Origin of the sequence: Sorangium sp. So ce117 (assembly GCF_051524395.1) — a bacterium.
Lineage (GTDB): Bacteria > Myxococcota_A > Polyangia > Polyangiales > Polyangiaceae > Sorangium > Sorangium cellulosum_B.
This window is the reverse complement of sequence record NZ_CP150309.1, coordinates 9,340,487-9,353,831: the sequence shown is the minus strand read 5'-3', so window position 1 is coordinate 9,353,831 and position 13,345 is coordinate 9,340,487. Positions and strand designations below refer to the sequence as shown.

The 13,345-nt window shown below is 68.5% G+C and carries 9 protein-coding genes and 1 pseudogene; 6 read left to right on the top strand and 4 right to left on the bottom strand.

The window, feature by feature from the left end; translation table 11 throughout:
• Window positions 1-7: 7 nt before the first annotated feature.
• Entirely contained in the window at window positions 8-1,852 is a 1,845-nt protein-coding gene (locus tag WMF46_RS35075) for a hypothetical protein (protein WP_437981180.1), read from the bottom strand.
• Window positions 1,853-2,425: 573 nt separating this feature from the next.
• On the opposite strand from WMF46_RS35075, the gene WMF46_RS35070 reads away from it, so the two are divergent.
• The 5 genes from WMF46_RS35070 to WMF46_RS35050 all read left to right on the top strand — a co-directional run bounded on the left by WMF46_RS35070 (window position 2,426) and on the right by WMF46_RS35050 (window position 10,146).
• On the top strand, window positions 2,426-4,867 hold the full coding sequence (locus WMF46_RS35070) for a family 43 glycosylhydrolase (RefSeq protein ID WP_437981179.1): 2,442 nt from the start codon (window positions 2,426-2,428) through the stop codon (window positions 4,865-4,867).
• Window positions 4,868-5,153: 286 nt separating this feature from the next.
• A complete protein-coding gene (locus WMF46_RS35065; RefSeq protein WP_437981178.1) occupies window positions 5,154-5,312 on the top strand; it encodes a hypothetical protein in 159 nt (52 codons plus the stop codon).
• Window positions 5,313-5,730: 418 nt separating this feature from the next.
• Window positions 5,731-7,038, top strand: coding sequence for an ABC transporter substrate-binding protein (locus WMF46_RS35060; protein ID WP_437981177.1), 1,308 nt, complete (start codon window positions 5,731-5,733; stop codon window positions 7,036-7,038).
• A 74-nt stretch (window positions 7,039-7,112) separates the two neighbouring features.
• Window positions 7,113-8,243, top strand: a complete 1,131-nt coding sequence (locus WMF46_RS35055; protein WP_437981176.1) for a substrate-binding domain-containing protein — start codon at window positions 7,113-7,115, stop codon at window positions 8,241-8,243.
• A 400-nt stretch (window positions 8,244-8,643) separates the two neighbouring features.
• Window positions 8,644-10,146 carry a hypothetical protein gene (locus tag WMF46_RS35050; RefSeq protein WP_437981175.1) on the top strand — a complete coding sequence of 501 codons (1,503 nt, stop codon included), beginning with the start codon at window positions 8,644-8,646 and terminating at the stop codon, window positions 10,144-10,146.
• Window positions 10,147-10,608: 462 nt separating this feature from the next.
• Here the strand turns inward: WMF46_RS35050 and WMF46_RS35045 are convergent, their stop codons facing one another.
• Complete coding sequence (locus WMF46_RS35045; protein WP_437981174.1) at window positions 10,609-11,307, bottom strand: crotonase/enoyl-CoA hydratase family protein; 699 nt, start codon at window positions 11,305-11,307, stop codon at window positions 10,609-10,611.
• 21 nt (window positions 11,308-11,328) lie between these two features.
• Between WMF46_RS35045 and WMF46_RS35040 the strand changes: the two genes are divergently transcribed.
• Entirely contained in the window at window positions 11,329-11,823 is a 495-nt protein-coding gene (locus tag WMF46_RS35040; protein WP_437981173.1) for a transposase, read from the top strand.
• On the opposite strand, the gene WMF46_RS35035 is transcribed toward WMF46_RS35040, so the two are convergent.
• Both WMF46_RS35035 and WMF46_RS35030 read right to left on the bottom strand, forming a co-directional pair.
• Window positions 11,795-12,178 (bottom strand): peptidase inhibitor family I36 protein, encoded by a 384-nt coding sequence (locus tag WMF46_RS35035; protein WP_437981172.1) that lies wholly within the window; start codon window positions 12,176-12,178, stop codon window positions 11,795-11,797. The two genes, WMF46_RS35040 and WMF46_RS35035, sit on opposite strands and share 29 nt — an antisense overlap.
• An 82-nt stretch (window positions 12,179-12,260) precedes the next feature.
• Window positions 12,261-12,917: pseudogene (locus tag WMF46_RS35030) on the bottom strand (thrombospondin type 3 repeat-containing protein); the annotation flags it as partial.
• Window positions 12,918-13,345: the final 428 nt, after the last annotated feature.

Here is a 13,345-nt window from a genome sequence, read left to right as displayed (position 1 = left end):
TCGCGAGTCACCTCGTGCGCATGAGACGTCGAGATATGCTGAGCTGGACGACCGCGAGCGCGGCGCTGGGAGGCCTGGGCAGGTCCCCCGCTCGCGTCCATGGATCCAGGGGCTCGCCCGGGGCGGGCGCGGTGAGCGTGAGGTCGTGCTGCTCCTCGTCCTCGGCGTTGACGGGCGCCGCCTCGCCCGGCGACGCGACGAGGAAGGCCGGCGCTTCTGTGCTCGCCACCTTGAACAAGGTGTCACCGAGGGTGACGTACCAGTCCCCGTCGAACCAGCGCCCGTGTCCGAGGTCGCTGCTGATCTCCTCCGGGGCGGCACCAGGCCGCCCGATGTAACGCTTCTTGTTGTTGAGGAACATGACCTCGCCGGTGTCGCTGATGCCGTCGTGCCCGATGCGCAGCTCCTGCTGATCGAACTGGCTCGGCGTTGCGAAGTTGCTCAGCTGGTGCTCGTCGCCCGAGGGGGTCCGCAGCCATACCTGGTTGACGGCCCCGTCGCTCTTCAGGTAGGCCGCATACCCTGCGTGCAGCAGCAGCCCTGCCGCATCGCCGGTCCTGGAGTCGCCGAGGAACACCTCCGCGCCGTCGGCCGTGTAGAGGTAGCTCGAGCTCACGGATCCGTTCCACCACCGGCCGGCGACGTTCGTCCCGTCGGTGATCGGCCGTTGCAAGTAGCCGGGGTGGTTCCCGAGGCGGATCTCACCCGGCCCGCGGATCCACGGCTCTTCGTGCGTGCTGTAGTAGGCGTCGCCTGACGCCGTGATGTCCGCCTGGAACGGCGACGCGCTGCCAGGGTCGAGCCACAAGCTCGTCTCGATGCCTGTCGAGAACGTGTGCACGATGGCCTCGTCGTCGTCGGCCCTCGTCCACAGGAGCGTATCGCCGTTCACCGCGTCGAGGCGGCCCTGCCTGGGCGACCGGTCCAGGGCGCCGTCCTTCCACAGGAAGACGTATCCGTACCACGCTTGCATGGCGACGCCGGACGGCGTGAGCGCCCCGTAACCAGGTTTGTGCATCCAATCATGGTGCATCCGGAGCTCCCCGAGCCACGTCACCTGCTGCGTCATGCGATCGACGACGCCGATCTGGAGCGCGTGATCGATGAACAGGACGCGCGTCGCGTCGAAATCGAGGATGGCGCCGGGGGCGCGCTGGACGGCGGTGAGCTTCGGGCTCCGCTCGACGTAGACGCGCGGGAGCGCCCAGTCGTAGAAGCCGAGTCCCCCGCCGAGGGTCGGCCCGTACCAGACGGGGCCCACGCCGTCCATCGCCGCGAGCCTGATCGTGAGCACCTCGCCCGACTGGAGCGGCGATGACAGGTAGTGCAGCACGTCCATCCTCCCTGGCACGGACGACGGGACGCCCACCAGCACCTCATCGCGCACCTGGCTCCGGACGCGCGCCTTGAACTGCGTGCAGGAATAGGGAGGCGTCCCCACGCAGGTCGCAGCGATGCGGGTGTCCCCGGTGAGCGTGCGGTTTGGCCGCGGGCTCGCCACCCAGACGCTGGGCGGCGCGTACTTGTGCACGGTATACTGCCTCGTCGACGCTCTTCCGAGCTTGTCGTACGCGGTGAACGTCAAGGTGTGAGGGCCGTAGGGCACCGTGCTCGTGTCGATCGTCGCGTAGTAGCGATCGTTGTAGTCGTTGAAGGTGAGCGGGGTCGTCACCCCTGCGTATTCCGCTTCGACGGAGTAGACATCTTCGTAGGGTATTGCGGCGATGCTGACCTGGATGTTGTTGAAGTCGGATATCGCGCTCTTGTAATCTTTTCTCCAGGTGGTTCGCCCGAAGAACTGAATCTGGTCCAGGACCACCTGTGCCAGCGCGGAGGTGGTCGAGAGGGACATCCACGATGCGACCGCGCAACCGACGACCGTCCGAGGGAAACGCATGGGGCCTCCGGGGCTAGCACGCGGCTCTGATGCCGCCGCGGCTCGCCCCATTCACCCGGCGGGCCCGCGACGCGGCGGAAGCGGCCGGGGTCAGGAGACGGCGCGGCGCCTGCGCTGCCCACGGGCGGCCGCCGCTCGACGCGCCTCGCGCTGCCGCTTCAGCCCACTCGTGGTCGCACCGCGAGCTGCGCTGCCCTTCATCCCAGATTCCGTGCGTCACCGCGTTCGCCCACATCAGCGCTGGTCGGGGCCAATCCGGCTCGTGGAGACCGTCGGGCGTGGAGGGGGTGGAGCACTGGCCAGGTGGCAGCGGCTTCGATAACCACTTATCGAGCAGAGGCCGCTCCGCCGCACCGGCCAGCCGGACGACCTCGCGCCCGTCACGAGGGAAATTGACACCCGTCGTGTGAGCGTTCACAGTGGGCCCGCGCTCGTCCTTTCGATCGGAAGACTGCACGGGTCGTCATGCGCACCCGCCAGAGATCCTTGTAGCCGGGATTGGCGGCCAGAACGACTCAGGACATGACCATGAGAAACCACAGTGCTTGCATCACGGCGATGATCCTGATCGGGTCCCTGCCCATGTCCTGCGGAGGGGACGAGCAGATAGCGCCCGTGGAATATCCCCTGACCATCGAGGCGAAGGGGGACGGGACGACTGATCCTCCGCCTGGAACCTACCTGCGCAGGGCCGGCACAGTCGTGACCGTGACCGCCAGACCCGCGCCGAGCGCCGACTTCACGGGATGGAGCGGGGCCGCGAGCGAGGCGGACGCCGTCGTGGAGGTCACGGTGGACGGGAACAAGACGCTGACCGCCGCCTTCGAGACAGCGAGCTGGCCGGGCGAGCCCCATTCCACCTACCTCAACCCGATCCTGCCCGGCGATCACCCGGACATGAACATCTACATCGAGGGGGACGATTTCTACATCACCGGCTCCAGCTTCAACATCTCACCCAACGTCGAGATCCTGCACTCGCGGGACCTCATCCGCTGGGAGCGCGTGTCGCGCGTCGTCGATCCGGCATGGTCCGGCCTGGAGGCCTCGACCTCGGCGGGGGGCGGGACGTGGGGCGGCTTCATCGTCAAGGTCGCCGCCGGCTACAGGGTCTACTTCGCCGTCAACTTCAACCAGTACTTCGCGGAGGCCGAGAGCCTGGCAGGGCCCTGGGGAGAGCCCGTCCACGTGGAGCCTGTGGGCCCCTACACGCCGCCCGGAGAGGACCCGGAGCTCGTATCGTTCGACCGCGGGACCGGCTATGACGACTCGGTGTTCGTCGACGACGACGGGACCACGTACCTCGTCGTGAAGGCGGGGCAGTGCAAATGGAATGGAGGGACGGGCGGCGAGGAGAACAACTTCGGCGTCAACCTGCTCCAGAAGATCGATCCCGAAACCGGGCAGCTCAGCGGCGAGTCGATCGATCTCAGCTTCGTCAACTGGGACGTGGAGAACGGGGGGTGCGGTGATCCCGCGGCCAACCCCGACAGCGCGGTCGAGGCCAATTGGGCCGAGGGGCCCACCATGACGAAGCGAAACGGCTTCTACTATTACTTCGACTCGACCCACACGGGGTGCGGCGGCGAGCAGTACGGGTGGCGCTCGGCCACGCTGAGCAGCAACCCCGAGGACTGGACGCCGCTGGGCAGCGTCCTCACGGGAGAGGCCCCGTTCAGCGGCGCGCAGCACAGCACAGCGCCGTTCCAGATCGGCGACGGCACGTGGTGGGTCTTCTCCCACTCGTACGAGTGCGACAGCAACTGGCGTGGCCTGGGTCGGCAGGGGTTGCTCAGCCGGGTGACCTGGATCGACGACGAGAGCGGCGCCGGGGTCCCGGTCGTGAACGCTCGCCTGGGCGAGCCGGCGCCGGCGCCGGCGCTGCCGCCCAGCGACATCCCGTTCCTGCTGCCCGTCAACGACGAGTTCACCGGGGACAAGCTCGCACCGGCCTGGACTTTCTACGGCAACATGCCGTCCGATCGCTACTCGGTCACCGACCGCGCCGGGTGGCTCCGGCTCAAGCCGGCGGAGGACGAGACGCGGTGGGTGATCCAGAAGGACGCGCTGCACGCCAAGGCGATGATCGTGAGGATGGACTTCGCCCCCGAGGCGGAGGGCGACGCGGCTGGCGTTCGCCTGGGCAACGCCGTCCCGGAGCAGGATCTCACGGCGTTCCCGACGTGGGTGCACCCCATCAGCCAGGAGGTGTCGGTGGCGCGCGTCCGGGCGGACGCAGAAGACCGGGTCCGCTTCTCGTTCCGGTCGGTCGTCCCCGTCCTCAACGCCGACGAGAGCGCCTATGAAGCGGTGGACGCGACCGAGATCAGCTTCGATGCCCCGGCGCCGGCCGAGCGCACCCTCTGGCTGAAGCTGGTGCACGGCAAGGACCACGAGGCCACCGGCTGGTTCAGCACGGACCGCCTGACCTGGACCCAGGTGGGCGAGCCGATCGAAATCAGCGCGCTCGAGGACTACGATACAGTCAACATGGGCTGGGTCGGCAGCCAGGCCGGCGTCTTCGCCAGCAACGCGAGCGCTGACTTCGACCTGTTCACGTACCGCGACGGCTTCACCGCGATCGCGGCCGCGGAGCCGGACCAGGAGTCCGGCACCGAGGTTGTGTCGAGCCAGTCGGCAGGGCCGGTGCTGGGCGGCCTGGAGGACGGCGACTGGGCCATGTACGGCAGCGTCGATCTGGGCAGCGGCGGCGTGGCGTCGGTCGAGATCGAGCTGCAGGCCTCCAGCGCGGAGGGCGGCGCCGTCGAGGTATGGCTCGACCCGCTGGCGGGCGGCCGCCGCGTCGCGACCTGCGATGTCCCCGCCACCAGCGGCTGGGAGACCTGGACGACCGTGACATGCAAGGTGAGCGCCGCCGGCTCCCACGAGGTCTACCTGAGGGCAAAGGGCGGCTCTGGTGAGCTGCTGCGCCTCGCGTCGCTCCGCTTCGTGCCTGGGAAGAACGGATGAGCTCAGCGTGATGTAGACAACATACCACAGCCGAGTGAACTCGTTGGATCTGTTGGTTTTTGTAGGCGGATCAGCGGCTCGTACTTTTGTGCATGATGTCGACTGCAGGTCGCTGACGGGAGATTCTTGACAGGTTGGAATGGCTTTGCGCGGGCTATCCTCCGCGGAGCTCGTCGAGGCGGGCCTCGATTGCAGGTAGCCCGACCTGCTCCTGCTCTGCGTCGCCGGCTGGACCTCCTCGCGCGGCTTCCCCGAGCGTGTCGCGCGCGCCCTGTCGCCGCGCGCGGTGCTCTTCTCGCGCTGGGACAACTTCTTTCTGCCCCTCGATCGCCCCGCCGTCGCGCTCCCCGCGATGCAGGGAGAGCGCCTGGCAGAGCGGCTCGGCCGGGCGGCGCGCGACGTGAGGATGGGCGTGCTGCCGCGGCTGGGCGAGGCGTGGATCTAGCTCCGTGGCTGGTCCACCGCATCTGCGGCGCGCCGGGTCGGTGAGCCGGGCGGGCAGGGCCGTCCGGCGGATCGCATCCGGTTTTGGTGCTCACCTCGCCTGCCCGATACAGCGCTCCTCTCCCTCGCCGCGCTCAGTGTCCCTCCGTCCTCGCGCATGCGCTCACCTCTCGGCCTGACAGCCGCGATCCACGGACAAACATCGCGATGCATGAGAACCGGCATTGGCCGGTGTGTTCTGTATTGCGTCGACGTGTGAGTCTCCGCTCCAAGATTCGTCGCTTGCGCTCATGTGCCCTTGACAGAACGAAGCTCGATATGATGGCGTATCCCGCGGGGGAAGAATGTACTTTCGGATGCTTGCCGCGCCGCATTGCAGCCGTCGAGCGGGCGTGTGCTCCGCGCCTCGCCGGCGGCGCATGCGCTGGCTGGAGACCGGGCTGGTCCTGGGGCTCGCGTCCCTCTTCTCCGCCTCATGCGCGCCGGAAGAACCCCATCACCCCGAGAATGCGATCGTCCTCGGGGCGCTCCTCCCCTTCTCCGGCAGCGAGTCGGCCATCGGCCGCAACCTCGAGCAAGCGATGTTGCTCGCGGTCCAGGATCTGAACGCCGCGGGGGGGCTCGACGGGAGACCGTTCCACCTCCGGAGCCGAGACAGCCACTCCAGCTCGGAGCGCGGGCTCGAGGAGCTGCTCAAGCTGCTCTACACGGATCAGGTCCGCTACCTGATCGGGCCGGAAGAGAACGGGCTCGCCCGCGAGATCGCGCGGGAGGTGAAGGCGCTCGACGTGTTCCACATGCTGCCGGGCTATGCCGCGCCCACCGTCGCGCGCAGCGACGCGATGGGAGGCTGGATGCGGCTCGCCCCCTCCTCGTTCGACGTCGGTTGCACGCTGGCGCGCATCGCCTTCGACGAGGGCATCGAGACCGTGAACAGCCTGGCCGCGGGGGACGACTACAACACCGCCGTCAGCAGCGAGTTCACGACCCACTTCGCGGCGCTCGGGGGGAGGATCCTCCCCTCGGTGACGTTCACGTCAGGCCAGCAAACGTATGCGAGCAAGATCGAGTCCGCCTTCGGCGCGAACGCCGGCCGGACGCTCCTGGCCTCGTATCCCGCCGCCGGCTCGATCATCGTGACCGAATGGGCCGTCTCCGGGCGGCCGGGCACCTGGTTCCTCGGCCCTGCGCTGCGCACCGAGGTGCTCCTCGCCAACATCCCGACAGGCTCACTCGACGGATACGTCGGGGTCTCGCCGTCGCTCAGCGTGCGGAGCGAGTGCCGCACGATGGCCGAGGGCCAGCAGGTGGTCGGCTGCACGACCGGGAACGCCGCTGCCTTCATCGGGCACTTCTCCAGCTTCTGGGACGGCGAGGCGCCGCTGCCCGCGGCGCACTTCTATTACGACGGGGTCGTCCTCATCGCGATGGGCCTCGCGTACGCCCAGGCGAAGAGCGGGGCGATCCCGACCTCCGGACACGATCTGCACGAGATCATCCGCGAGCTCAACGACCCGGCCCACGAGGCGGCCTCGTGGCGCGACCTCCCGGCGGCGATGACCAAGCTTCGCGCGGGTATCCCGCTCCGCTACGTCGGCGCGGCCGCCGAGTACGAATTCGATGATTACGGGGCGAACAGGCATTACTTCATGCAGCCGTGGACAGTCGACGGCGACGACTTTGTCGATCTCGCCCCAGTCGCCGTCAGCTGCTTCGGCGGGCGATGAGGCCGCCGCGCGATAGAGCTTCACGCGAGGTTGCTGCGTACGATAGGACGGACCACGGAGCATAAGGGGGTATCATGAACAGGATTGGACGACGCTGGGCGGCGGCCTTCGGGCTCGCGCTGATGACGGCGGGATGCGGATCGGGCGACACCACCGGCGAGGGCGAGCAAGCCTCGCCCATCAAGCGCGCGCCGACGCCCAGGAGCGAGTTCACGGCGAAGGAGATCGAGGCGACGCTCGACGCGCTCGTCGCCGAGATCAACAAGGGCGCTATTGAGCCCATGCAGATGGCGATCCTGCTGAAGGCGCTCGGCGGGTTCTTCACGCCGATCACCACGGGGGCGAACCGAGCCATGGGCGAGCTCGGGGCCACGGGGAACGTGGTCGGGCCCGGCGGACAGGGGAGCGATCACCAGCAGAGGGCGGAGGCCCAGGGGGAGCAGATTCGACAGGCGGTGGTGGACGGCGCCGAAGGGATCGGTGTCTCGCCCTTCAGCGACGCCATCGCGGCCGGCATCGATGAGGCCGTCGCCGGCGGGGTTCCTGTGGTGACGCTCGACACCGACGCCAAGGACTCGAAGCGTTCCATCTATGTCGGAACCATCAGCGAGTCCGCCGGCGTCACGGCAGGAAAGACGCTGCTCGCGTTGCTGCCCCCGGCGCCGGGCACGGTGGTGATCCACGGCGCCGACGACCCGTCCTGGGTCGACGGGATGAATCGAATGCTGGGGGCTCGGCGCGTCCTCGAGGGCGCCGATTACACGGTCGTGGTGCGTCCGATCACCTGGTCCCCGGAGGGGGATGTCGCTGACGTCGAAGCGATGAAAGCCCAGATCGAGACCGCGGACCCGCCCGTCGTGGGGTTGCTCGGCCTGCACAACGTCTCGTACCGGTGCGCGATGGCCACGGAGGCCGCGGGCGCGACGGAGCTCCCCGTCGTCGCCTTCGACTTCGAGCCGAAGACCGTCGAGTACATGCGCCAGGGGCTCATCAAGGCGACTCACGCCCAGCGGCAGTATTATGCGGGGTACCTCGTTCCCTACATCCTCTACGGCATCAAGATCGTCGGTCTCGACGCGACCAAGGCGATGCTCGCCCCTCGGATGGTCGACGAGAGCCGGCTCAACGTCGGCCTCGACGTGGTTCCGTGGGACAAGATCGACGAGTACAACGCCTTCCTCGATTCGATCGGCGTGACTCAGTAGCGGTGCCGTAGCACGAGGAAGACCTCGCGCGAGCTCCCCAGGACCGGGGCTTGACAGTTGGACCAAGCCGCTTCGCGGAAGCTCCTGTGCCTGCCTGGCGCACGCTGCTCGCCGCGCTCACGGGGATCGACCTGTCCATCTGTCCTCGCTGCGGTCAGGCTGCGATGGCTCGCCGCCCGCTGCCGTCGTGCGCACGACGGGTCCGGTTCGAGCGAACCCGGCGCAACTTGCGCAAGACCACCTCAACCTGATCCCGCGTTTGGCGGAAAAGCCTGGCTCATCCCGCTGGCACGCCGGTTGATATGCGGCCAGCGCGCGGCCGCGCGGCGGGCCCTTGGGGATGCGCGCGCAGCCGCCTCGCCGGCACCGACCGGGCCGGCACGAAAGGACGCGTTTGCCTATGCAGACCTTCGGCAAATATCCCGCCTTCGCCATCGGCGGCGCCGCGATCGTCGTCGCGTGCAGCGCTTCGCCCGACTCCGAACCGCTCGAATTCCTCGACCCGTATAGCGCTGCAGCCAAATGCGAGGATTGCGAACCGCCGCCCCCCCCCGAGTGCACGCCCAGCTGTGCGGGCAAGGTGTGCGGGGCGTCCGACGGCTGCGGCTGGAAGTGCAGCACCGGCTCCTGCCCGGCGGGCACGACCTGCGGCGGCGGCGGCGTGGCCTACCAGTGTGGGTGCACGCCCCAGTGCTCGGGCAAGACGTGCGGGGCGCCCGACGGCTGCGGCGGCATCTGCACCGGCGGCTCGTGCCCGGCGGGTCAGGCGTGCGGCGCGTCGGGCGTGCCGGGCCAGTGCGCGACGCTGCCGGTTGGGCAGGGGGTCGAGTGCTTCGTGTTCAACGACGGCGCCACCGAGTTGGCCGGGCCGACGCAGGCGCTCTACTTCCAGCGTGACGGCAAGGTGTGCATGCCCGACGGCACCCCGGGCGGCACCTGCCGCAAGTGGTTCGGCAACTGCCGCACCACCGACCCGAGCCACACGCCGGTGCTCTTCTCGGTCTTCAACGACGGCAGGGCCGACATGACGAGCCCGTCGGGTGCGGTGTACCTGACGTCGAACCTCAAGGCGTGCATACCCGACGGCACCCCGACCGGCACCTGCCGCAAGTGGTTCGGCGCCGCAACGCTGCCCGACGGGCGCCCGATCGAGTGCCGCCTGTTCGAGGACGGCGGCGCGCAGAAGACCAAGGTCACGGACGACGACATGTTCATGAGCGGCCTCCCGGCGGTCTGCTTCGACAACGGCACCGGGTACACGTACGGCAAGTGCCGCAAGTGGTTCGGCGAGTGCATGGTGGCCGGCTGCGGCGACGGCGCGTGCAACAACGGCGAGACGCCGTCGAGCTGTCCGTCCGACTGCAAGTGCGGCGACGGGATCTGCAACGGCAACGAGTGGTGTGGCAACTGCGCGACCGACTGCGGCTCGTGCTGCGGCAACCACGCCTGCGAGCCTAGCCTCGGCGAGAGTTGCAGCTCGTGCTCGACCGACTGCGGCTCGTGCTGCGGCAACGGCGTCTGTGACAACAACGAGACGTGCGACAGCTGCTCGAAAGACTGCGGCGCGTGCGCTCGGAAGACGTGCTCGGGGCAGACGGCCGGGTCGGGGGCGCAGGACTTTGCTGTGGGCGTCGAAGAAGTCTACACGGTGGGCGGCGCACAAGTCGTCGGCTGCCTGGTTGCGACCCCGGTGTACCTCGCCAACTCGCTGGGCGAGGCCGAGCTGTGCGGGCATAACGCCTACCCCGGCTACAACATCACCACGAGCGGCACGTCCGCGCAGTACGTCTACCACAGCGACCCGACCTACTGCACCGCCTACTATCCTTATGCGACGTCGTCGTCGAAGGCGGCCTGGTGCGGGTGGGCGCATGGCTACCCGTACGAAGGCCCTTGCCCCTGAAGCGCCGGTAGGGCGCCCGCGCGGCGCCCTGCGGGCCGGCATCCGATCCGCCGGGCGCGGCCGCCGCGAAGTGAGCGCGTAAGCGCAAGGAGGGCAATGCCCGTCGTGAGGACGAGCAGGATGCGCGCGCCGGCCGAGCCGGGGTCGATCACCTCCGCGGCGCGCGGAGGCGTGGGCGCGTCAACCGTCGCTCGTACCGTTCTCGATACGACGTGCTGGTTGGTGGTCGTGAGAGATGTAGGACCGGGCATCGAGCCGCGGGAGTAACAAGTGTGTCGGGATTGCACGCGACGGCGGACACGGGCTGCGGCAGGCGCGGGAGAGCTTCGAGGCGAGCGCGGCAGAGGGCAGGGGCTACGTGGAGCTCAAGGGCGCGACGCACTTTCTCCACGGGCACCGTCAGGCGGCGGCGGGCCTGATCGCCTGACGTGATGGACCGTCGGCGTCGCCAGGCAGGGCATCTCACCTTTGAATGAGGTGTTTCAAATCGTCCTGGAGCGTCGCGTGGACGTGCGCGATCGTCTTGCCGCGGAGGCGCGCCTTCGTCGCCTCGAACGCCGGACGCGCGAGGCTCGAGAGCTTCGCCGCTTCCTCCTTGGCCCGCGCGAGCACCGCCTCGGGGGGCACCAACGCATCGAGATACCCCACGCGTACGGCCTCGTCTGGAGCGTAGATCTGCGCCATCAGCGTCGCTCGCGCGAGCTCCGTGCGCGCGAGGCGATCACGCGCGAGAGCCATCGCCAGGACGGGCACCGGGATCCCGATCGCGACCTCGTTCAGGCCGATGCGAAACGCACCTTCGGCCCCGATCCGAACGTCGCCAGTGAGGAGGAGGAGCGCGCCGCCTGCGAGAGCATGGCCGGTGCACGCGATGACGAGCGGGAGGGTCGCCCCGTACAGCTTCATGAGGAGATCGGCGCCGCGCCCGAGCAGCGCCGCCGCGGCCTCCGGACGGCTCGTCATCACGCGCAGATCGAAGCCGGCGCAGAACCGATCCGGCCGGCCGGCGACGACCATCGCGCTCGCCTCCTCTTCGGCCCTCGAGAGGGCCCCGAGCAGAGCCTCGATCATCGGCTCGGACAGGGCGTTCGCCTTGCCGTCGTCCATGCGGACGACCGCGGTAGTGCCTTCGAGCGTGTAGGTCAGGAGGTCGGTTGCCATGGCGACCACTCTAACACCACTGTGCCGCGACCGAGCGGGATGAGCCGATGTTGCCCCCAGGAATGTCCCGGAAGTCTGGAGCCTTTCTGCGGACCGGAGCTTGCCGCCCCGCGGGCGCGATGCTGCCTGGTGTGCCGTAGAGTACACGAGAGCAAGGTCGACTTGGCGCTCGGCATGATCGAGCGCGCCGTGCGCGACGGGATCCCCAGCGACATCGTGCTCGCCGACGCCTTCTACGGCAACGCCCATGAGTTCCGGGAGACCGTGCGCCAGCGTGGTGTAGACGATACACCACAGCCGAGTGAACTCGTTGGATCTGTCGATTTTTGTAGGCGGATCAGCGGATCGTACTTTTGTACATTGTCGACTGCCCGTCGTTGGCGGGAAATTCTTGACAGGTCGGACGGCTTTGCGCGGGCTATCCTCCGCCCCCCGGGCGCGTCAGGCGATGGCCGCGATGCCCATCGCCTTTCGCCCGATCATGGCGTCAGAAGACGTAGACGCTCTTGGGGATGAACGGCAGCGGGCTCAGGCCGCTCTCCGCGTAGATGGGGTACGGGTAGCCGATGCAATCCTCGTTCTGGAACATCGCGGCGCCGACGCCGTTGGTGTTGTAGGCAGAGTGCGCCCTTCCCTCCCAGCCGTGCTCCGGAAGGTTGACGCACGTGCCCACCTGCGGGTCCAGCGCCCGGACGTTGAAGATTTCCCCGCCGTAGTCCTCCTCCTCGAAGAGGCAGAGGACGCTGTCGAACGGGCAGGGAACGGGGTCCTCCTCCTGCGCCGAGGCTACCTCGGGAAGCAGCAGGCCTGCCCCCGCGAGGAGGCCGGCGCCCGCCAGGGCACGCAATCCCAGGGAGCGGGCAGAGCCCATCCCAGTCGAAGTCGTCCGATCCTGAGCCTGCGCAGTACTCGCAGGCGTCGCCGAGCCCGTCACCGTCGCTGTCTTCCTGGCCGGAGTTCGGCGTGGCCGCGCAGTTGTCGCAGGCGTTGCCGAACCCGTCGCCGTCGACGTCGCTTTGGTTTGGGTTGGCGGTCGCGATGCAGTTGTCCGCCCCATCGCAGAGGCCATCACCGTCGCTGTCGGCGTCGCTTTGGTCCGGGTTGACGGTCGCGATGCAGTTGTCCGCCCCATCGCAGAGGCCATCACTGTCGCTGTCGTCCGACCCCGGGCCCACGCAGCGATCGCAGGCATCACCAATCCCGTCGCCGTCGGCGTCGCTCTGGTCCGGGTTGTAGGCGTCGGAGCAGTTGTCGCACCCCGAGCCCGCACCCGCCGTGACGCCGTCGCCATCCCCGTCCGCGCTCCCCCTGGAGGTGCCGGTGGACACGGAGCCGTCGCAGGTATTCCGGTCGGCGCAGCTCACGCCGAAGCGGGTCGGGTTGGCGTCGAACAGACACGCTGACGCCGCCCCCTCGTCCGACGCGATGTCGACGCGCACGTAGCCCCACGAAACGTACTTATCACCGACCAACGCGACCCGGAAGTCGTTACAGCTCGTGGGGTTGTAGAGCGCGAGCAACGCCGGAGCGGTGATGCTCACCCGGAGCGGCGAGGCGTTGCACACGCAGTCGTTCGAGCTTGGCACGGTGTCGAGCAGCGTGCCGTTCATGTACAGCGCGAAGCTGGTGTCCGCGCCGCAATCGGCGTGGCCGATGGTGTACGTGATCGCGGTGGTGGCCGCGTGCGCCGCATCGGGCAGCAGCACGAAGCCGAACAACGAGCCAAGCGTACGGAATAGCAAAAAGCCAATGTTGCCTGGAAGGCGCATCGTTCCTCCTCGGTTTCGGGGCGCTCGCACCGGAGCGCACGGGCAGGGAGCACATCCGATCTGCCCGGAGACCCGCCGGGCCGCGCTGCGCCCGTCGAGCTGCACGGTCCAGAGCTCGTCGCTTCCCACCCTAGATGCGACAGCGCTTGCCAAAATTCACCGTTCGGTGAGGATCGCCGCGGCGGGCGGGGTCGCTGGAGGCTCGAACACCATCGTCATGACGATGGCGGTCTCGACTCCTTCCCGTGCGCGTCTTCCGGCCTCGCTCC

Excerpts from the sequence above, each read along its gene's own strand:
- WMF46_RS35075 (WP_437981180.1), bottom strand. The coding sequence starts at position 1,852 with ATGTCCCTCTCGACCACCTCCGCGCTGGCACAGGTGGTCCTGGACCAG.
- WMF46_RS35070 (WP_437981179.1), top strand. The coding sequence starts at position 2,426 with ATGAGAAACCACAGTGCTTGCATCACGGCGATGATCCTGATCGGGTCC.
- WMF46_RS35060 (WP_437981177.1), top strand. The coding sequence starts at position 5,731 with ATGCGCTGGCTGGAGACCGGGCTGGTCCTGGGGCTCGCGTCCCTCTTC.
- WMF46_RS35055 (WP_437981176.1), top strand. The coding sequence starts at position 7,113 with ATGAACAGGATTGGACGACGCTGGGCGGCGGCCTTCGGGCTCGCGCTG.
- WMF46_RS35050 (WP_437981175.1), top strand. The coding sequence starts at position 8,644 with ATGCAGACCTTCGGCAAATATCCCGCCTTCGCCATCGGCGGCGCCGCG.
- WMF46_RS35045 (WP_437981174.1), bottom strand. The coding sequence starts at position 11,307 with ATGGCAACCGACCTCCTGACCTACACGCTCGAAGGCACTACCGCGGTC.
- WMF46_RS35035 (WP_437981172.1), bottom strand. The coding sequence starts at position 12,178 with ATGGGCTCTGCCCGCTCCCTGGGATTGCGTGCCCTGGCGGGCGCCGGC.